Origin of the sequence: Vibrio jasicida 090810c, assembly GCF_002887615.1 — a bacterium.
In the GTDB taxonomy this organism is placed as follows: domain Bacteria; phylum Pseudomonadota; class Gammaproteobacteria; order Enterobacterales; family Vibrionaceae; genus Vibrio; species Vibrio jasicida.
Genome location: NZ_CP025793.1, coordinates 498,550 through 519,293, shown reverse-complemented (window position 1 = coordinate 519,293; position 20,744 = coordinate 498,550). Strand labels below are relative to the sequence as shown.

The window sequence follows — 20,744 nt, the reverse complement described above, 5'->3', positions numbered from 1 at the left end:
TCAAAACGAAGATTTTGTTTAAGGTAGAAACCATGATTGAACTTTATTTAGATACTGCTGATGTGGCAGAAGTAAAACGCTTTAACCAGTGCCTACCGCTAAAAGGCGTGACGACAAACCCAAGCATTTTGGCGAAGTCAAAACAGGGACTGAATGAAACCCTAGCAGGCATGCAAGAAGCACTTGGCGGTGCACCTCGCTTTCATGCTCAAGTCGTGAGTTCAACCGTCGAAGGTATGGTGGCAGAAGCGCGCCAACTGAATGAATTGCCTTACGATATGGTGGTAAAAGTGCCAGCCACAGAAACCGGATTAGCAGCAATTAAGCTAATGAAAAAAGAGGGAATTCAGGTTCTTGCTACCGCTATCTATTCAGCTCAACAAGGTTTCCTTGCAGCACTGTGCGGTGCAGACTACCTAGCACCTTACGTAAACCGCATTGATGCGATGAACGGCAATGGTGTTGAAGTGGTCGCGGATCTTCAATTGTTGCTCGATCAAAACCAACTATCAGCGAAGATTTTGGCAGCCAGTTTCAAGAACACTCAACAAGCGATGGAGGTGATGAAACTGGGCATCGAAGCCATTACATTACCAACTGATGTGGCGGCACAAATGTTCGCACATCCAGCAGTAAAACCGGCGGTTGAGCAGTTCGAGAAAGACTGGAAAGAGACGTTCGGCGAGAAACTTTCATTTGAAAGCTAATTAAAAGTAACAGCTAGACGTCTCAATGAATAATAAAGGGAATCTTAACTCACCCTGTGCGCCGGTGAGTTTAAGATTCCCTTTTGTATCTCATATAAAGAGGTGAGGTTTACAGCAGTTCTCTATTAGTCAGTGACCAAAGGTACACGCGCTTGAGTAAACTGATTTTGAGCCTCTTACGAATACCTCGTTTGGAATGGCGGAGTCGGTTTGGTAGCACAATAACTTTCATCTCGGTTTTCATTTCTTTTCCATCCACCAACACAGTAGACCTCCGATGCAGTAAGCCAGCAGATCTTTCCAATCAAATGTGGCGCCCAAAATTACAGCCAGAGGCGATGAAGATTCGATACCAAGCCAAGCTGCGACCTGAAGCAATTGCCCCAACTCGACAGCAAACGCAATCAACACCACCAATGAAACCAGCCAGTTAACGGGCATAGAGAACATACTTGCAAGAAAGTAGTAGAGCCAAACCACAACGAGAACATCACCAACTGTCGGACGAATAAAGCTGTCTCGAACATAGAGCGCAATAACGACCAATGCGATAAAACACACCAAGCTTTTCAGTCCATTTTTTGCAGAAAATCGCAGGTGGATAGCAGACGTCTCTTCCACTATATCGCTTGGCTGACCAGTGAGAATTGCTCGTTTAACCATCTTCATGATTCGCCTTTGCGCTTTCTTCTGCTTTCTTATTTCGTGCGTACCAATCGATGTTGCGTGTAATGACCATAGTGAAGCTCAAAATCGCGAAACACAGTAATGTCCCCATCACCAATGCGTAGCTTTCTGCTTGTAGCAAGCCAAACAGTAATCCGTAGAGAGTAAGTAAACACGCTCCGAATATCGTGCCGTGTTTGGTGTTGCTCAACATACCGCTCACGTACACACTTAAAAGCCCCGTCGATGCGACTGCTGACACCACATACGCCCAGTTAAAGCCCAGATGTTCACTCATCGAAATCAGCAATAGATAAAAAAGCGCTAAAGCCAGACCAATAAAGCCGTATTGCACTGGGTGAACCGGACGCGCTTGGAACAGCTCCAGTAAGAAGAAACTCGCAAATACTAATGTGATAACCAACAGTGAATAGTTCACAGCTCGGTGAGATTTCAAATAGTGGTCCACGGGATCAATCAAATCTACGCCCATTTGTCGCTGTTCAAGCTCGTGACAAGCGTGATTCGATGACAAACAGCTTTGGAACAACTGCGCGATATTGGTAGAGAAGTTGTTGCTCGCCCATTGTGCGTTAAATCCATCTTCAGAGACTTCTGATGACACCGGTAAGTAATCACCAATAAAGCTCGGGTGTGCCCAAGTTGAAGAGAGTTCAACTGTTGTTTGACTGCCGATTGGGGTGACTTGAAGCTGCCCCATCCCTTGCAGCAAGAAGTTAAGATCGAAAGCCAAAGGTTGTGCTGGGTTTAGGTCTGCAAGTGTCAGATCACTGTGGAAGCCTTGTGGTAACTGATTTAACCCTGTTCCCGGTGCGACTTCGATGTCAGCGCTCGCCAGTGTCATGTCATCCAAACGAATTAATCCGCGGCTGTCTTCAATGCCAACCACTAGGCTCATGTTGTCAATATCAAGCCCCTGCAACGCCGCGAGATCGTCTGCATCAAAAGTGCCTTTCAGTGCCACTTGTGCTTTGTATAAACGCGCACGGTAAATGCCTCGGTACTTTTCAAAACTGTCCAGATTCGCGCTCATATCAAAAGTGCTAGGTAAAAGAAATTTACGACGCTCTTTAATCTGTACTTTGTCATCTCGGTAACTGGTTTCGGTGTAGTTAACCATGATGAATGGACCAATGATGCGCTGCTCGCCGCTGCTGCTGCGTGCGATGTCGTTTCTGACTTCATCTTGGCGATATGAGCGTTCTGAGATCAACCCTGTGACCATTGAAAGCGGGATTTGCAGTAAGACAAACAAAAACAGCACGAAGGCGAACTTCGTGCCGAGTTGGTTATTGAGGATCTTTTTCATGTTTCATTCTCCATTTGCTGATGGGAGTAATCTAAATCAGCAATTTGGAGAACGAATGGAGCTAATGTGGAGTTTCTATGGAGTTGGTAAAATCAGGGTAACTTTCACGCCAGAATCGACGTTTTCGACTTGCAACTTACCTTTGTGCAGCTTGGTCACTTGCTCAACAAAATTCAGCCCAAGCCCAGTGCTCTTAACGCCATTTTCCCGAGCGAGGGAGTAGAAGCGCTCGGTCAAACGCGACATCGCGTAGTCGGGAATGTGAGGACCTGAATTGAAAATCGACAAGCACACCTTCTCTTTTGTGACCTCCGCTTTCCATTCAATGCATCCCTCTGAATCAACAAAATCCAGCGCATTGTCCATCAAGTTAAAAACGGCTTGTTTCAGTAAGAAGGCATCACCAAGCACGGAGAGATGGTCATCAATTTGGATTTTGGCAGTGACCGACTTAGCACTCAAACGCGCATCCGCCGATTCAACCACTTCATTGACCATTTGTTTTAGCGAGATAGCTTCGACTTGTTCTAGTTCAGGGCGCTTTTCAAGACGAGCAAGTTCTAGCAGCTTATCAATCAATGACTGCATGCGATCGCTTTCTCGCTCAATGTTGCCAGCAAAGCGTGTGACCTTTTCTTCAGGCAACGGCATTTGCAATATTTCACTCGCGCCTTTAATCGCTGATAACGGGCTTTTCAGCTCATGAGTCAGCGTCTGTACGTACTCTTCCACATACTGTTTACCATCGAGCTGATTGCGCATTTTCTCCAATGCGTCGCTTAGCGTGCCGTACTCATAAAAGATACGAAATGTCGGCTTAGAGACCTTTTCGCCCTCACCCATTTTGGTCGCGTAGTCTTCTAGCTTGTTCAGTGCCGAGTGAATTCGCCAAGCAAACAATGCCCCTGCCAATAGCACTAAACCACTCATCCACACCATCCAAAACAGCACATTGCGTTTAGAAAGGTCGATGAAGGGTTGTACTGAGCGATTGGATTTTGCCACCGTCACGCTGCCAATAATTTCGCCTTTATGATAAATGGGCGCAGCAACGTGCATAACGGTTGAGAGCGGATCTTTCGGGTCTTCGATGGTACTGCGCGCGCCGTATTGACCACGCAACGTGAGATATACATCGTTCCATTGTGAGTAGTCTTTACCGACGTCTTGCTGCCAAGAATCCGCAATCACAATGCCTTGTTTGTCGGTGATGTAAATTCGATGGTTAATCGCTTTTTTGCCAATTTCCCAAATGCGCGCTTGAGGTTCTCGCTGCCCATAAGCCACTAGTAGTTTGGAGAAGCGACTCTCAGACAACTTTCCGTTTGCAACGTCTTCTTCCGCCAATACCGCAAGCAAGTTCGCCATATCCACCAGCGTCTCTTCGGTAGTTTGGCGCACGGTTGGCTTAAGTTCTTGGACAACCGTTTTGCTCACCATGTAAGCCGTCATTCCGACTAAGATGAAGTAGAGAAAAAACAGTCTGAGTCCAAGCGGGATCTTCGGCCAGCGATTCATCATTCACCTTTAATGCAGTAGAAGTAACCAAAGCCACGCTTGGTGCAGATACGTTCAGACATCCCAAACGGCTTCAACTTATGGCGAATAGCTTTGATATGAGTATCGATATTGCGCTCGTACGCAGCCTCTGGCGCCATGTCTGCCGCGATCATAAGTTGCTCTCGACTCAATACATTGGAAGAGACGGAAATCAGTTTATCGAGGATCTTGAATTCGACTGCGGTCAGCCCGAGCATTTGCCCGCCAACACCATAATCGAAGTTTTGCGCAACTAAATCATGGTTCAAATGAGGTTGTTGTAGAACAGCCACAGGCTCTGGTTTGTGCTCCATCATTGGCGCTTTAGCTTTGATTCGAAGTTTAATGCGAGCCAACATTTCGCGCGGGCTAAATGGCTTAGTCACGTAATCATCCGCACCAATCTCCAAGCCCACTACGCGGTCAATTTCATCGCTTCTTGCGGTGAGAAAGATAATGGGAATATCAGAAAACTCGCGGATGGTTTTGCATAATTCAAAACCATTGCCATCCGGTAAGCCTACGTCTAACACAAGTAACGCGGCAGAGTTATGCTGCAAAAAGGCTAAGCCCTCTCCTGCCGTTGCAAACCACTCTGCGTGGTAGCCATCCATCTCTAATACATGAATCAGGTTCTCTGCGATGGCAGATTCATCCTCAATAATGACGACGGTTGATTGGTCGCTCAATGTTCTAACCTCACTGACGATACTTGTTTAGATACACATCTTGTTCACTTACTTTGGCGCAAAGGCTATCGGATTGATACCACAAAGGCAAAATCCGTGAATAATATTAATCAAACACCCTCTCATTCAGCGTGGTGAACTTATCACTCACACTGATGAGTCACTACAATTGTGAATACAATGATTTCAACCATTGATATGAACAGTGTTCATTTTACACTCGAGTTATCAATTCGATTTTGTTTAAAGGACAGTAACTGATGAAAAGAGCGCTAATCCCCCTAGCTTTACTCACTTTGCTCTCTGGTTGCGCCAGCATGTCTCCGGATGAGTGCAAGACGGCGAACTGGTACAAGTTAGGTTATCAAGATGGCCGAGACGGCAACGATCCAAACGTTATTAATAGTTATACCGAAGACTGTGGTGAAGCGGGTGTGACACCAGACCGAGCGAAATGGAAAGAAGGCTTTGATAAAGGCACTATCCAGTATTGCTCACCAGACAATGGTTACACTGTCGGTATCGAAGGCAAAGAATATTACGGCGTGTGCAGCAGCAAAGAATTCATTGAAAACTACCAGTTAGGTCATCAAGAATATCAACGCCAGCAACGCATCCAAGAGATCGATACTGAAATCTCGGTCATCGATAATCAACTTGATGGCAACCCAGACAAAGACAATGCCAAACGTCTGAAAGAGAAGAGAAAGCGATTGGCTGACGAGCGTTCAGACCTGTTGTCGCCAACCATCAACTTGAATCTAAATTTCTAAATCGATTGGATTTCGCTTCTAAAAATTCATGGCCCTAGCTCAGTTCTAGGGTCATGAATTGACTGTTCGGATCGAGTTCGTAATCCCCAAACGGCTCGCAGTACACAAAGCCATGCTTTTCATACAACAGGCGCGCAGGTTTAAAAAATTCCATCGAGCCCGTTTCTAAACTCAAGCGCTGCAAACCTTTTTGCTTCGCTTGTTCAATCACATGAATCAATAATTGAGACGCCACTCCTTGGTTTCTTGCCGCTGGCGTGGTGCGCATGGATTTCAGTTCCGCTTGTTGGCTATCCAATTCTTTAATCGCGGCACAACCAAGCAGTTGTTCACCCTTCCATCCGGTCCAAAATGTCACTTCTGGCGCTTTGAGCTTATCTAAATCTAACGCATGCACGCTCTCTGGTGGCGACGTGGCGTACATGTCTTGCAAATGTTCTTCTAGCAATGCAATTACTGCTGTTCTTTCTAAATTGTCGACTTCTATCTTCACGACTCTTCCTTGATAACCAATGGCCTTTCTGGAATTTATGTGAAAACAGCCACATAAACAACTGTCTTCAACATCAAAGATATCAAGAGTCATCGTAATCAAAAATCTGTGTCTACACTCTTAAAGTCATTTCCCCACCTAACTGATCATTGAGGACATACTATGGATTTCTTGATTGAGGATATTCTGGCGCGCGAAATTTTGGATTCACGCGGAAATCCGACTGTGGAAGTCGAAGTCACACTCGGCTGTGGCATTGCAGCAAGAGCATCGGTGCCATCGGGTGCCAGTACAGGTTCACGAGAAGCGGTTGAACTGCGAGATGGTGACGACACCCGCTTTGGTGGCAAAGGTGTACTCAATGCTGTTCAACTGATCAACACCGAAGTGCTTGAAGCCATTGTTGGTTTGGACTCGCGCGATCAAGCATTAATTGACCGCATTATGATCGAGCTAGATGGCACCGAAAACAAATCCCGTCTCGGCGCGAATGGCATTCTTGGTGTCTCCCTTGCTGTTGCTCGCGCAGCTGCACTAACCGCTGACATACCTTTGTATCAGTATCTCGGTGGTGTTGGCGCTAACCTATTGCCTGTGCCTTGTATGAACATCCTCAACGGCGGTGTGCATGCTCGCTGGCAAGGTCCGGATTTTCAGGAATACATGATTGCGCCATACGGTGCTGAGAACTTTAGGCAAGCGGTACAATGGGGCAGCGAGGTGTATCATGCATTGCGCCAAGTTCTGTTGGAGTCTAATCACTCAGTAGGCGTCGGTGATGAAGGTGGCTTTGCGCCAGCTGTGAAGTCCAACCGCGAACCATTAGAGTTGATTGTCAAAGGCATTGAGAGAGCCGGACTAAAACCTGGTGTCGATGTCGGTATCTGTATGGACCCAGCCTCTAGTGAGTTCTATGAGAATGGTAAATACAAGCTGCGCTCAGAGAACCGTGAACTGACCTCCGCAGAGATGATTGAATACTACGAGAAGTTGGTAGAAGACTTCCCTGTGGTTCTTCTCGAAGATGGACTTGCCGAAGACGATTGGGATAACTGGCCACTATTGAATGAGAAGCTTGGCGGTAAGATCGAAATCGTTGGTGATGATCTTCTGGTTACTAATACCAAATACATCCAAAAAGCGATCGACATGAATGCTGCTAACTCAGCATTGATCAAACTGAATCAGATTGGCTCGCTAACCGAGACCATTGAAGCGATTCAAATGTGTCACCACGCTGCATGGGGCGCGTTTGTCTCTCACCGTTCGGGTGAAACCACAGACAGCTTTATTGCCGATATGACTGTTGCACTTCGCACTGGTCATCTTAAAACAGGTGCGCCATGTCGCGGTGAACGTGTCGAAAAATACAATCAGCTAATGCGCATTGAAGACGAGTTAGGCTCAATGGCGGTGTTCGCTGGTCGTAAAGCCTTCGTTCGCTAACAGCTCAATACATCTAAAAGAAAGCCGCCCAGTGTAGAGCTGGGTGGCATTTTGGTTTTTAACACAATGACTACAAGGCTTGTCGCATGATGTGCTGAGGCCCAACCGGACCACCATGATACAGCTCATTGGTATCTTCAAAACCTGCTTTCAAATAGCACTGATAAGCTGGTACATTGCGGCAATTAACCGTCAAATAGAGAAAATCAAAGCTCGGAAAATGCAATTTCGCATAATCAGCAAACTGGCTGATGGCTCGCTTGGCAATGCCTTTGCCTTGATGACGATGATCCAACAATAACCAACGCACGCCTAAACTTTTTTCCGGACAGAAGTCGTAACTCTCACTGTATCCGGCATCGAAGACAAAAAAGCCAACCACTTGATCATCCAATAAGATCAAATGCGCTAGCTCTGTCGGTTTAAGACTTCCCAATAACTCTGGAATGTTCGCTACTGTGTATTGGACTTGATCCTCTAAGACTTGCAGCTCAAGGGTTTGCTCATGACGGCATGGCGTGTACTTTTCAATGGTAATCATAATCATCCTTGCTGTTTTTATACCCATTTCATACAGGGTATGTCGTAAATGGAAAAACCTGCTGTCGTATTTCCCACTCGCAGGCAAACGTTTAGCACACTATTATCCTCATCAACTGTTAGTGAGGTTGTCATGTTTCGTTTTCTGCTTTGTAGTTTCTCTCTTGTTTTACTCTATCCTACCGCCATTGATCTTTATCTTGTAGGGTTGCCTCAAATTGCCGCGGATTTAAACGCCAGTGAATCACAATTACACATCGCGTTTTCTATTTACCTTGCTGGTATGGCAACCACCATGCTGTTTGCAGGAAAAATCGCCGACTCCGTTGGGCGTAAACCGGTGGCGATGGTAGGTGCAGCCATTTTTATTGCAGCATCATTACTTGGCGGAATGGCAGAACAATCCAATACATTTTTAATCGCACGTTTTGCCCAAGGTATTGGGGCTGGCTCTTGCTATGTGGTTGCTTTTGCTATTTTGCGCGACACATTGGATGACAAACGCCGCGCTAAGGTGCTGTCGATGCTAAACGGCATTACCTGCATCATTCCTGTCATCGCCCCCGTTGTTGGCCATCTCATTATGCTCAAATTCCCATGGCCAAGCCTATTCACCACAATGGCAGGCATGGGTGTGGTGGTTTGTTTGCTTTCGACCTTGGTGCTGAAAGAATCAAAGCCTAGTGCATTGCCACAACAAAACACCACTTCAGCTTCTACCCAAGAAACGTTCGCGGAGCGCTTTTTCATCAGCCGACTCATCATTACGGCTATCGGCGTGACCACCATTCTTACCTACGTGAATGTCTCTCCAATGCTGGTGATGGGCGAACTTGGTTTTGATCGTGGTGGCTATTCTTCTGTCATGGCAGGCACTGCATTAGTCAGTATGATCACTTCTTTCTCTGCGCCATTGGCTTTGTCTTACTTTAAACAAAGTACTCTGATGCTGACTTCGCAAACCTTGCTTGTCAGTGCGGCGATGGTGATTGGTTTTGCTCATCTAAACCAATGGGGAATCCCATTTTACTTATTCGGATTTGGGCTGATTTGCGCTGGCTTCTCGATTGGCTTTGGCGTGGCCATGAGTCAAGCGCTCAGCCCTTTCTCTCTGCGTGCTGGTGTAGCAAGCTCACTGTTGGGCATCGCTCAAGTGTGTTGCTCTGCCCTCTACATCTGGTTTATGGGGTTCATCGGCGTTAATGCGCTGAATATGTTGGTGTTTGTGTTAGCTATGGGTGGCGCAATCAGCTTGGCTCTAATACTATTTATTCCTAAGCCTGCTCATGAAAGCCACTATGAAGAAATCACTAGCCCGTCTTGATCTCAACTTGTTGTTCACTCTGCAATTGCTGCTGCAAGAGCAGAGTGTTTCCAAAGCATCGAAGAAATTGAACGTCACGCCGTCAACGGTAAGTAAATCGCTCAATAAGCTTCGTGACTGGTTTGATGATCCTCTGTTTGTGAAAACACCAAAAGGATTAGCACCGACTCCATTAGCGCAAAGCATGGAGCAAGATCTGGCGGAGTGGCTACAAATTGGTAGCCAAATTGCAGAGAAGCGCAGCGATATAGCCCCCAAAGGCGTGCGCTTTGATCTGACCATTGAGTCACCTTTAGTGCTGACAATTCTTGATGATCTTCTTGTTGCAATCCACCAGCGCTACCCAGATGCGAAAGTCAAAACCAGTAACTGGGATTACGATTCACTCGACGCAATTGTGCGTGGAGAGGCAGACATCGGCTTCACCGGCAGAGAGAGTCATCCCCGCTCAAAAGAGTCACTCGACCTGCTTCCTTACTTTCTTGATTTCGAAGTGCTGTTCTCAGATTTACCTATGGTGTACCTACACAAAGATCACCCCGCTTTGGAGCAGGAATGGAACCTTGAAACCTTTTTGAGTTACCAACACATCAATATTGTTTGGGAAAAGAGTGAGACGTGGGCACTGGATGAAGTATTGAGTGAACTTGGTTTACAGCGCTCCATTGGCTTAACCATGTCGAGCTTCGAACAGTCTCTATTTATGGCCGCGCAACCACACCACAATATGCTGACCACAGCACCGCAATACTGTGAAAGTTACACTAAGAAGCTGCATCCAGATTTGGTGTGCTTACCCATTCCTTTAGAACAACCACAGCAAGAAAAATTGCTGATCCCGTTCACCATGATTTGGCACAAACGTAATGCGTACAATCCCAAACTGGTGTGGTTACGAAATACCATTAAGTCACTTTATGGTTGTTCCAGTGACATCGATTAATGGCAAAAGGGGCGATGTTCTCGCCCCTTTTTCTTCTAATGGTGTGATTAGCTAAAAAACTCGATGATCTGCTCAACAGCTTGATCAACATATTCGTCTTCGTCATAGAGCCCAATGTGATTCGCACCTTCAATTCGAATCAGCTGTTTAGGCTGCGAAGCCGCATCAAACATTTGCTCACTTTCGTATGCGGAATCCGCTTCTGTACCGACAATCATCAGCAGTGGTGTCGGTGTCAGGTTTGCTGCAATATCCAAAGCTGAAAAGTTAGCCAACGTTTCATAAGACCAAGGCAAAAACTTGCTCTCGTATAAGCATTTTGCTCCGCGCTCTGTCATGTAGTACTGGTAGAACTCTCGGAACAGACGTGGCATTTCCTCACTGTCTTCAGTTGGTGCATGAGGCAGAAAATCAATCTGCCCAGTAGCCAGATAACGTTCTCTCGCTTCATTACCTTTAAGCAGTAAATCTAACAAACCCTCTCGACCAATGACGTTGTGATAAAAGCCTCGGTGGTCAAAGTAAGCACTCACGGTCGCAAGTGATTTTACTCGTCTATCTGTCGCAACGGCATGAGCTAAATATCCACCGCCAGAACAAACACCTAACCCATGGATTTGCTCACTATTCACATACGTTAAGGAACGTAAATAAGTTACCCCGTTGCGGCAATCTTCCGCTTTATTGTATGGGTTTTCATGAAATCTTGGCGCACCTTCACTGGCGCCAAAACTGGCATGGTCAAACGTTAATACCACAAATCCCTTGGCAGCTATTTTCTCGGCGTAGATTCTTACCGTCTGCTCTTTCACACCCGCCTGTGGCGCAGCAATCAAAACCGCTGGTAAAGGGTTTTCCACTACGGATGGACGATGAATTTCCGCTGCAAGTCGATTGCCATTGCTGAAAAATGAAGCCTCATATCTTGTTACTGTCACTCGATTCACTCTCTATGTTTAACGGTTTTTAGATGATAAAGACGAGCATTCACAAACATTTGCACTCTGCTCCTCTCTTTTAAACAAGTATAAGGAGCGCTATTATTCGGATATATATAGCCATTATGAAAACACTGTTAGGTTTATATGAACAATCTATCTTGGCGCGGTATTCGAGCGTTTATTTATGTAGCGGAATGTGGAAGCTTCACCTCCGCAGCCGAAACGATGGGCGCATCAAAGGCAAACGTAAGTCAGCTCGTGAGTGAATTAGAGTCCTCGCTAGGTGTTCAGTTACTCTATAGAACCACACGTCAGCTCCGCCTTACTGAGATTGGCGATGGTTACTTTCGTAAATGTAAAGAAGCGATGCTCCAACTGGATTCCGCCGCAGAATGGGCACAGCAAGCCACCAGCGAAATTAAGGGTCGGATTCACATGAATTCTGTTGGAGGTCCGATTGGTGAAGAGCTTATTGCACCATTGGTGATGAGTTTTCAAGCCGCCTACCCGAACGTTGAAGTAGAGCTCGACTTCTCAAAACATCGCGTCGATCTGATTGAAGATAGCTACGACTTGGTGCTACGTGTTGGTGAGATGCCAGACTCGACTCTCATTGCGCGCCGACTCACCACACTTCGCACACACTATGTCGCAAGCCCGGATTTTCTCGAACGGCACCCGAAGATCCTCGTCCCAGAAGATCTTAAAGCCTTGCCTTTGATTCATGGCAGTGTAGAGCATTGGATCATGAAGAATCACAAAGAGCAACGCGTTATCAATGTAGGGCAAGGTATTCAAGCGGCAACGGGTAGAACAATGCGCCACGCCGCGATTTCTGGGCTAGGGGTCACGCGACTGACCGATGTGTACTGCCATGCTGATTTAACATCAGGGAAACTTATCGAAGTACTCCCTGAATGGTCAGAAAAAACCTTACTTTCGCTCGTCTGCCCGCCAGTCAAATATCAACTGCCAAGAGTCAAAATGCTTATGAATTGGATCGCAAGCCGATTCGAAGAGCACTATAAGCAGTTCAAACGCGAAGGCGGCGATTCAAACTGAGCTCGGTTTCAATTACTCGCGCTCACAACCTTTTTCTCAGCAAGTGCCATAGCGATATTGGCTTTGCTGTATGCACTCTCATTGATGAAGTGCGGATAGATATCTTGTTTGCCTTCCCAGAAGATATCGTAACCAAAGAAAGTCGCGAGTAATGGCTCTCCCGGCTTTACCACTTCGAAATCACGCCCGCAGATCATTGGGTGTACCGTCGCAACGCGCATACCATCTTGGCCGAGAGGAATCATGACCTCTTCGGTGTAAAAATAAGCGTCATAGTCACTCAGTTCGCCAACTTCTCCAAGGTTATGCACTTCAACGTAGTCCAGAACCATGGTCAACATTTTCTTCATCAGCTCCAAGGTTTCATATTTCAACGAACCATGGGCTTGAGCACCAACTTCAATCATCACACCATACTTCCCTGTGGTGCATAAATAAGGTTGGTCGTCCCACTCTTTTCTGTCTTCAAACAAGATGTTGGCTTCTGGCATACGTTGCTTCACATACGCCCCCATCTTTCGATAAAACGCGTTGTTCGACACCAAGATCAGGGTTGCGCCCATATTACTAGTAGTGTTGTGCAGATCGACGATCAATTGATTCTCTTGGCGAGCATGTACTTGCGTGAATTGCTGCGCGACTTCGGTTTCTTGTTGAGTCGCAGGCGATGATTGATTCACCAAGGCAAATTCACGGTTGAGATCCGTCTCAACATAACGAACGTTTTGCTTAACCGCTTCAGGGTTGCCAAGTACACACTGAGTATTGAACGTCGAACGGTCGGCAACATAAAGACGGTCTTTGATGAGCTTTTGAAGGTAAATACCAGAAAGCTCATTGCCATGCGTACCTGCCACGAGCAGAACACGATTGAGTTTGTCCATAAAAGTGATATTCCAAAAATTAAGTAAAAGTTAGCTTTGATTGACAATGGGCGAAGCTATTTTAACGAAACGCCATCGCTCCTTTCCCTACGCCTTCATAAGCGATGACTTGTAACGACTGCCCTTTAACCAATGAAGGGGCAATGTCATTGGCAATAAATACAGCCAGTAGCTCTACCGTCGTATCCGTATCTAATACTTCAGTTTCGCTATGTGCGATAGCAAGTTGGAAGTCACCTTGTGAAGTGGTATACCGGAACCCAAAATGCGTGTCGCAGTTGATAAGGCTTGCATGTTCACTCAGCTCCAGATGACCAATCTCGACTAGGTCTTCGATGGACGCGAGGTAGATGTCTTGCCAACGCTGTGCAAAAGCGTGTTCACGAGCGGTATCACGTTCACCATCAGTCAAGATTTCAATCGGTGAACGATGCCCGTGTGCAATGCGTTGGCAGTTGCCGTCGTGTTTTTTTAAACCATGGGTATAGTGGTAATACGCACCATTAATCTGTTCATGGCGTAAGGTAACGTCGATTGAAGCCACGTTGCTTGGCAAATGACCGATCAACACCTTGTGAATATGCTCAGTCACACTTTCAATCGAGATAGCTTCGGTTTCAATAAAGCAGAATGCTTCATCGGGGCAGTTCAAATGAATACTTTTTTCACCGCGAATGAGATCAACTTGAGAATAACCCGCTTTCACATGCGCAGAATGCACTGCTGAGTTCTTTGACGGTACAAGCAGTCGATGGTCTACGTGTTCATCAACCAATTGTTTAATTTGCTTTTTCACTTTAGAGAAATCCAGCACCATGCTCATCTCGTTGAGATCACCATGCATTACGACATCAAGAATCCAACTCTCTCCGACCATTCCTCGTGTTGCGCACAAGTAAGAAGCATCAATAACAGTGAGGTCCTTAACAAATAAATTCAAACTGAATTCCTCATTCATCTAGTTTAGGGATTTAAAATTATTGTTATGTTATAACAATTGCAATTTCTACTCAATTTAACCTAACGTTGTCTGTTCTCATTCCAGCTTGAGCGATATTTTCCGCTATAACTAATCACTTTATCAACTAGTCCGTACTTGATATTTGGCGCTACACTGCCAGCTCTTACGATAAATAAGGATAAGGAATGTCGACATTTTTACTGACTGCGATTGCCATGATGGCATTTGCTGCCAATTCACTGCTCTGTCGTTTGGCATTGGCAGAAGGATTGATTGATGCTGGCAATTTTACCCTTATCCGCTTGCTCTCAGGCACAGTCATATTAGTTTTCATTCTTCTCATTCGTGGAAACTGGCATAGCCAACGACCGACAACCAAGTTCAGCGTACTCGCAGGGTTAGCACTCTTTGGTTACGCCACACTCTTCTCTTTTGCCTATATAAAACTAGCAGCAGGCACGGGGGCTTTGTTACTTTTTGGTGCCGTCCAGCTCACATTGCTCGCGCTGTATTGGTGGCAAGGACAACAATTTAGAACGCTCGAGTTGATCGGTATTGCGGTATCTTTGATTGGCTTTACATGGTTGATGCTGCCATCTGCGACTCGTCCTGATATTTGGTCAGCAATATTAATGGTCGCTTCTGGTATTTGTTGGGCAGGTTTTACCGCACTTGGTAAACAAGCACCGACACCAAGTAGTGGCATTACGTGGGGGTTTATCACCGCTTCTTTGTTCGGTCTTATGCTCTCTCCTCTCTTATCAGCTCCCGCTCACTTTACAATACAAGGCATATTGTTGGCTGTTGCATCGGGTGCCATTGCTTCCGGTTTCGGCTACGTGCTCTGGTATCAAGTAATGCGAAAGCTGTCATTGTTACAAGCTGCAGTCAGCCAACTCTCGGTTCCTGCTATCGCCTTGCTGCTTGGCTCGCTGTTACTCGGTGAAACATTGACATTCCACTCAGTCATGACCAGCCTAATCATCCTCAGCGGTATTGCGTTAGTATTTTTATCTCGCGCTCAAAAACCTAATATCGATCTCAAAAAGTAGCACTGCTCTCGGCAAGCCAATAAAAAATAAAAACTTTCCTATCTACTTAGCTATCATCATCTATGCTTTTCTATAGGCAGTCAGTCTCACAAATTTGGACGTGAACGCTGCCGATAACGCACCGGCTCTATGTATTGATTGAAAACTTGGCTTGGTAATTCCTGCAAATCTGTATCACTAATGAGATTTTCTAGTTAAACGTTTTCTTTCTCATTTTCCTCTCGCGCCAGCAGCAGTAAGGCGTAAGGAACGATTGTGGCGTCTAACCCTAATTTGGTTTTGACAAAGGATTTACAAACCACCTCTTTTCACTCGCTATATTCCGCCTCCGCATTTTATTCAGAACGAAATTCTGATTATTGACCGAGTAAATTCATTTACTTACAACTATAAGCCTGAGCAAACTTTGACACTATGAACGATAAAATCAAATTCGCCACAAAAGTCGCGCTTAGCCTAACTCTGGCTTATCTGATCCCATTTGCGATGGGTTGGCCGCAAGCTTCAACCGCAGCAACGACTGTCATGCTGATTGCTTCTACAGGCAGCCGTCGCGAATCATTAGCAAAAGGGACACTACGAGTACTTGGTACACTAGTCGGTGCCGTCATTGGCTTATTGTTGGTAGGCATGTTCGCGCAAGATCGCTTAATGTACATGTTTAGTGTTTCAGTGGTTGTGTCTTTTATCTTCTACTTCCGCAATGCCTACCAAAAAGACCCGACATTATTAGCTCTAACCGGCGTAATGGTTTTGATGATGTCTAATGGCGGAGATGCCGAGGGCGCATTCATGTACGGTGTTGATCGTGCCCACATGACTATTTTTGGTGTCGTCATTTATACCTTGGTTGGTACTTTTTTGTGGCCGACCAAAACAGAACAGAATTTGCGCCAGATGATCGAGCAGCTTAACCAAGCTCAGCAAACTTTGTTCGCAGCGATCTTGCAAAATTTCGAAGAAAAGACAACGCCACACCACGTTAACGCCTCTTCCTCTGAACAAAAAGAAGGGGATGAAGATGAAGAACCGACTCCCACGATTGATGAGTTATTAGATAAGGTTTTCACTGCTCAGAATGCGCTAGAACAGCGCTTCGCCATGGTCAGTGTTGAATGCAGTGATGTCTCGGCTTACATGAAAGAATGGCAACTCGCTGTTCACTTCAATAAACAAATCACTCAAGAACTCAGTGTCGCGGCACACAGCCACTTTAGCCATCAGCAAGACCGTGATTGCATCAACAACTTTGATCAAGTGGTTAAAGAGATCCAGACCCTATTTCAAACCTGCCAAGAAATGTGGGAGTACGAAGGTCCAGCTTATCGTGCGCAAGAACTCAGCATTGATTACAACCAAGAAGCACTATCGAATGCCTCCCACCTAACCAAAGGCTCCGCTCTTACTCTTGGTCACTTGCTAAAGTTAATGCATCAAAGCTTATCTCGCCTATCAGAAAGCATCAGCTGTATTGATTCCGTCACGAACAATGTGTCTTTCAAGCAAGAACTGCCGAAACAAAAAAGTAAGTTCCTTTGGTGGGATGCGGAGAACTTTAAAACAGCAGTGAAAACCTTTACGACTTATTGGGTAGCAGGGTTGATTTGGATTTACTTCAATCCTCCTGGTGGTTACTCATTCGTTACCTTCTCGACCATCTTTATGTCATTGCTGTCATTCGTACCCGTTCACCCATTTATGTTGCTGATTTTGTTTACGTTTGGCTTCCTATTTGCGGTGCCTTCGTACGTCTTCATCTTACCGGGATTAGAGCTCGGCGGTGAGCTCGGCTTGTTCATCTTCATCTACACCTTTATCGGCTTCTATCTGTTTAAAGGACCGGTAACGATCTTCTACATGATTGGCCTGTTTGTGCTCGGACTCGACAACAACATGACCTATCACTTCGGGATTCTAATGACGATCATGACCCTGTTCTACATGGTGGTGTTTATGATCATTTTTGCACATTACTTTCCATTCAGCTCTCGCCCTGAGCATTTGTTCCTGACTTTGAAAGAGCGGTATTTCCGACACGTTGGCGACCTGTTTAGCAGTTATCATCAGCCATCAAACTCCAGCTTCAAATCCGTCAAGCGCTCACTGCACTTGGTCACTCTGAATGTGTCTTCGAAAAAACTCAAAGTGTGGGGCTCAAAGGTCAACCACAAACTGTTTGACAAAACGACACCAGAGGCGATCGGCGCATTCAGTAAATCCTGCGATGCGTTGAGTAACCACGTCAACATCCTGATTGCAGCGGAACAAAAGTTATTAAGTAACCCACTTATCAAACAGTTACGCAGCAAGCATACCGATTCCATATTACCCCTGATGGCAGGCGCATTAGCAAGCCATCAGCCAACAACTGAACTCGATACTGTCTTCGAACAATACAGCCAAGATTACCAATCCTTTGAAAATAAACTGGAAGATTTCTTTAGTGAGTTGGATTTATCTGACTACGCTTATTCAGAGATTGCTGGTTTTTATATCTTGCTGAATTTAAAACGGAACGTGTTCGAAGCGATCAACCAATGCAAGCAAACCTATGAGGATATCGATTGGGTGAACTTACGTCAGAAGCGGTTTTAAAGGTGAGGATATGATGCTTCTAAAACTAACTAAACCAAGCCTCGCCATACTCTCTATACTCGGATTAAGTGCGTGTACGACTTTGGGTCCGGATTATGTCCACCCAGAGCAAACCGCCTTGCCAAGTGACTGGTCGGTAGAAAAAGCCGCCGCCACGCAAGACGCAGAGCAGTCAGAGCAAAAATTGCAGCAGTGGTGGCAGCAATTTAACGACCCGACCCTTAACCTGTTGGTTGAGATGGCCAGCCAACAAAACCTTGACCTTGAGGCAGCTGGCCTGCGCATCGTTCAAGCACGTTCACTACTGGGCATATCGACTGGGTTGCAGTACCCACAAGTACAAACCGTCTCCGGTAACTTAGCGCGAGCTTATGTGAACGACAAAGGTGTCAATAATGCCGCGTTGTCATTTGATGCGGGTTGGGAGATGGACATTTGGGGCAAATACGCACGTGGAATTGAGTCTGCCGAAGCAGGCTATTACGCGTCGATTGCGTCTTATCACGACATTATGGTCACCATCACTGCGGAAGTGGCTCGCAACTACATTAACTACCGTACTTTCCAAGAACGTATTCTGCTTTCTCGCCGAAATATCGAGATCCAAGAACGTGTGGTGAACATCACTCAAGTCCAGTTTGATTCTGGCAACGTTACGGAACTCGACGTTCAACAAGCAAAAAACCAGCTCTTCAACACCAAAGCAGCGCAACCTTCGTTAGAAATCGCGATGAAGCAATCCCGAACCGCGTTAGCGTTGTTACTTGGTGTCTTGCCAGAAGAGGTTGAAGGATTGTTGAAATCCGCGGGCTTTGCACAGCGAATGGCGGATTACGAAGCCCAATTTAAATCCTCAGGAAGAAAGCCAGCGCTCTCCGGTAATGATGAACGTTCAATCGTGCCTCGCCCTCCTCTGCTTGATAACCAAGTGGATGCGAACTTAGTGATGCGTCGTCCTGACTTGCAAGTATCTGAAATGCAAGCTCGTGCGCAAAGTGCGCAAATCGGTGTTGCTGAAACGGCTCTCTATCCTAGTTTTTCCCTTTTTGGTTCTATCGGCATAGACAGCACAGTGCCAGATGGCAGCAGCTTTAGCTTCAGTGACTCGCTCACCATGGTGATAGGTCCGACATTCAGTTGGAACATATTCCAGTACGGCCGTGTGAAAAATAACATTCGATTTGAAGATGCGAAGTTCCAAGAAACGCTCACTAACTACAACAAGAAAGTTCTGCAAGCAGTCAATGAAGTGACCAATGCGCTGGAGGCTTATGATCTTTACTTGGAGCAAAAGTCATTGCGTCTGCAATCGGTGAACTCCTCTATTCGTGCATTCAATATCTCGATGACTCAGTATGAGAATGGCCAAATTTCGTTTGAACGTCTACTCAACTCAGTAGAGAAAATGACGCGTGCGGAAGACAGCTACGCCACCATCAAAGGCAATGTTGCTAACCAAGTTGTCGCCTTATACAAAGCGCTCGGTGGTGGCTGGGAGGCCCAAACGGGCAAACCTTTCTTGTCGGAAGGTGTAGCAAAGCAAATGCAAGAACGCAGCGATTGGGACGGCTACTTGGATGAAGAAGCACGTGTGCTGCCGCCTTATCGTATCGAGGACTCAGCCTCGAAAGATCAAGCAGAAAGCAATAACGCACCACAAGAAGGGGAGGCTCAATAATGCCACATGAACTCTCTTGGGGTGACGTGTACTTCTCACCACTGTTGCTAGTGCTGTTTTTATCGGTTACTGCCACTTGGATTACCGTGATCATTTTAAACAAAACACGTCTGTCTCGTTTTATTGCGTTTCCGTCCCTGACATTCCTTGCCATCATGGTGTTTTACGTGGTGGCCATCGACAGTTTTTATATACAGTTTTAGGTGCCCAACAAGATGAAAAAACTACTCGTTATTGCACTCAATCTTGTCATTCTTGGTGGCGCGGCTTGGTTCGGCTATCAGAAGTTCGAAGAGTATTTTAATAACCCTTGGACCCGAGATGGCCAAGTTCGTGCCAATGTCATTAAGGTGGCGCCGAGAGTCTCTGGCCCTATCGTCAATGTCACCGTGCAAGATAACCAAGAAGTAAAGAAAGGCGATCTGCTATTTGAGATCGACCCTACCACTTACGAAGTTGCCCTCTCACAAGCAGAAGTGGCATTGCAAAAGTCTATCGTCAGTTCACGCGGCAAGAAGATAGAGTACGATCGTTTGAAAGACATTCGTGCTAAAGACCGCGGCGCAGTTTCTCACAAAGACTTAATCCGCCGTGAGATCACCTACGAAGAGTCACTGCTGCAAATCAAATCCGCTGAAGAGCAATTGAAATCAGCTCGTTTAAACCTTAGCTACACCAAGATTTATGCCTCGGTTGACGGTTTTGTCTCTAACCTTGATATCCGCGACGGTACACAAGCCGTTGCGAACCAACCTTTGGTTGCCCTTATCGATAAAGACAGTTTCTGGGTATTTGGGTTCTTCCGTGAAAACCAATTAGCGCAAATTGCTCCGGGCAGTGATGCGCGCGTTACTCTGATGTCACACCCAGACACACCAATCGATGCCACCGTCGATTCTATCGGTTGGGGTATCGCCCCAAAAGACGGCACCGTGGGCTATAACCTTCTGCCTAACGTGAACCCGGTATTCCAATGGATTCGCCTAGCACAACGTATTCCTGTTCGAGTGTCATTGCATGAATTGCCGGAAGGCGTTGATCTGAGATTCGGGCTTTCCGCTTCCATCATGGTGATGAAGGACTCATCACAAGAACAAGAATAGGAGTTAAACAGGCAAACC

Annotated in this window: 20 protein-coding genes; 11 read left to right on the top strand and 9 right to left on the bottom strand. The window is 46.1% G+C overall.

The window, feature by feature from the left end; genetic code table 11:
- Positions 1–32 precede the first annotated feature (32 nt).
- Complete coding sequence (locus C1S73_RS19950) at positions 33–707, top strand: fructose-6-phosphate aldolase (RefSeq protein WP_038869182.1); 675 nt, start codon at positions 33–35, stop codon at positions 705–707.
- Positions 708–947: 240 nt separating this feature from the next.
- Here the strand turns inward: C1S73_RS19950 and C1S73_RS19945 are convergent, their stop codons facing one another.
- The 4 genes from C1S73_RS19945 to C1S73_RS19930 all read right to left on the bottom strand — a co-directional run bounded on the left by C1S73_RS19945 (position 948) and on the right by C1S73_RS19930 (position 4,931).
- A complete protein-coding gene (locus tag C1S73_RS19945; RefSeq protein ID WP_038869074.1) occupies positions 948–1,376 on the bottom strand; it encodes a ribosomal maturation YjgA family protein in 429 nt (142 codons plus the stop codon).
- Positions 1,363–2,703 (bottom strand): cell envelope integrity protein CreD, encoded by a 1,341-nt coding sequence (creD, locus tag C1S73_RS19940; RefSeq protein WP_038869072.1) that lies wholly within the window; start codon positions 2,701–2,703, stop codon positions 1,363–1,365. The genes C1S73_RS19945 and creD overlap by 14 nt, the downstream gene beginning before the upstream one ends.
- A 75-nt stretch (positions 2,704–2,778) precedes the next feature.
- A complete protein-coding gene (creC, locus tag C1S73_RS19935; RefSeq protein ID WP_038869071.1) occupies positions 2,779–4,221 on the bottom strand; it encodes a two-component system sensor histidine kinase CreC in 1,443 nt (480 codons plus the stop codon).
- Entirely contained in the window at positions 4,221–4,931 is a 711-nt protein-coding gene (locus C1S73_RS19930) for a response regulator (RefSeq protein ID WP_038869068.1), read from the bottom strand. Before C1S73_RS19930 ends, creC begins: the two co-directional genes overlap by 1 nt.
- Before the next feature lie 260 nt (positions 4,932–5,191).
- On the opposite strand from C1S73_RS19930, the gene C1S73_RS19925 reads away from it, so the two are divergent.
- On the top strand, positions 5,192–5,704 hold the full coding sequence (locus C1S73_RS19925; RefSeq protein WP_038869066.1) for a DUF2799 domain-containing protein: 513 nt from the start codon (positions 5,192–5,194) through the stop codon (positions 5,702–5,704).
- 34 nt (positions 5,705–5,738) lie between these two features.
- Here C1S73_RS19925 and C1S73_RS19920 read toward each other — a convergent pair whose 3' ends face one another.
- A complete protein-coding gene (locus C1S73_RS19920) occupies positions 5,739–6,197 on the bottom strand; it encodes a GNAT family N-acetyltransferase (RefSeq protein WP_038869065.1) in 459 nt (152 codons plus the stop codon).
- 162 nt (positions 6,198–6,359) lie between these two features.
- On the opposite strand from C1S73_RS19920, the gene eno reads away from it, so the two are divergent.
- Positions 6,360–7,643 (top strand): phosphopyruvate hydratase, encoded by a 1,284-nt coding sequence (gene eno, locus C1S73_RS19915; RefSeq protein ID WP_038869064.1) that lies wholly within the window; start codon positions 6,360–6,362, stop codon positions 7,641–7,643.
- Positions 7,644–7,713: 70 nt separating this feature from the next.
- Here eno and C1S73_RS19910 read toward each other — a convergent pair whose 3' ends face one another.
- The gene (locus C1S73_RS19910; protein WP_038869061.1) at positions 7,714–8,184 is read right to left on the bottom strand and encodes a GNAT family N-acetyltransferase; all 471 of its coding nucleotides are present in this window, start codon (positions 8,182–8,184) and stop codon (positions 7,714–7,716) included.
- Positions 8,185–8,316: 132 nt separating this feature from the next.
- Between C1S73_RS19910 and C1S73_RS19905 the strand changes: the two genes are divergently transcribed.
- Positions 8,317–9,507, top strand: coding sequence for an MFS transporter (locus tag C1S73_RS19905; protein WP_038869059.1), 1,191 nt, complete (start codon positions 8,317–8,319; stop codon positions 9,505–9,507).
- Positions 9,482–10,450 (top strand): HTH-type transcriptional regulator YidZ, encoded by a 969-nt coding sequence (gene yidZ / locus C1S73_RS19900; protein WP_038869058.1) that lies wholly within the window; start codon positions 9,482–9,484, stop codon positions 10,448–10,450. Before C1S73_RS19905 ends, yidZ begins: the two co-directional genes overlap by 26 nt.
- 47 nt (positions 10,451–10,497) lie before the next feature.
- Here the strand turns inward: yidZ and C1S73_RS19895 are convergent, their stop codons facing one another.
- On the bottom strand, positions 10,498–11,388 hold the full coding sequence (locus tag C1S73_RS19895; RefSeq protein ID WP_038869056.1) for an alpha/beta hydrolase: 891 nt from the start codon (positions 11,386–11,388) through the stop codon (positions 10,498–10,500).
- 147 nt (positions 11,389–11,535) lie between these two features.
- On the opposite strand from C1S73_RS19895, the gene C1S73_RS19890 reads away from it, so the two are divergent.
- Positions 11,536–12,453 (top strand): LysR family transcriptional regulator, encoded by a 918-nt coding sequence (locus tag C1S73_RS19890; protein ID WP_038869054.1) that lies wholly within the window; start codon positions 11,536–11,538, stop codon positions 12,451–12,453.
- 8 nt (positions 12,454–12,461) lie between these two features.
- Here the strand turns inward: C1S73_RS19890 and C1S73_RS19885 are convergent, their stop codons facing one another.
- On the bottom strand, positions 12,462–13,337 hold the full coding sequence (locus tag C1S73_RS19885) for an aspartoacylase (protein ID WP_038869052.1): 876 nt from the start codon (positions 13,335–13,337) through the stop codon (positions 12,462–12,464).
- 61 nt (positions 13,338–13,398) lie between these two features.
- The gene (locus C1S73_RS19880; RefSeq protein WP_038869050.1) at positions 13,399–14,277 is read right to left on the bottom strand and encodes a 6-carboxytetrahydropterin synthase; all 879 of its coding nucleotides are present in this window, start codon (positions 14,275–14,277) and stop codon (positions 13,399–13,401) included.
- Positions 14,278–14,483: 206 nt separating this feature from the next.
- On the opposite strand from C1S73_RS19880, the gene C1S73_RS19875 reads away from it, so the two are divergent.
- The 5 genes from C1S73_RS19875 to C1S73_RS19855 all read left to right on the top strand — a co-directional run bounded on the left by C1S73_RS19875 (position 14,484) and on the right by C1S73_RS19855 (position 20,726).
- Entirely contained in the window at positions 14,484–15,350 is an 867-nt protein-coding gene (locus tag C1S73_RS19875; RefSeq protein WP_038869048.1) for a DMT family transporter, read from the top strand.
- A gap of 414 nt (positions 15,351–15,764) precedes the next feature.
- Positions 15,765–17,945 (top strand): FUSC family protein, encoded by a 2,181-nt coding sequence (locus C1S73_RS19870; RefSeq protein WP_038869047.1) that lies wholly within the window; start codon positions 15,765–15,767, stop codon positions 17,943–17,945.
- A gap of 10 nt (positions 17,946–17,955) precedes the next feature.
- The gene (locus tag C1S73_RS19865) at positions 17,956–19,623 is read left to right on the top strand and encodes a TolC family protein (protein WP_038869044.1); all 1,668 of its coding nucleotides are present in this window, start codon (positions 17,956–17,958) and stop codon (positions 19,621–19,623) included.
- Positions 19,623–19,826 (top strand): DUF1656 domain-containing protein, encoded by a 204-nt coding sequence (locus C1S73_RS19860; RefSeq protein ID WP_019821560.1) that lies wholly within the window; start codon positions 19,623–19,625, stop codon positions 19,824–19,826. The genes C1S73_RS19865 and C1S73_RS19860 overlap by 1 nt, the downstream gene beginning before the upstream one ends.
- Positions 19,827–19,838: 12 nt before the next feature.
- Entirely contained in the window at positions 19,839–20,726 is an 888-nt protein-coding gene (locus tag C1S73_RS19855) for an HlyD family secretion protein (RefSeq protein WP_038869042.1), read from the top strand.
- The last annotated feature ends 18 nt before the right edge of the window (positions 20,727–20,744 follow it).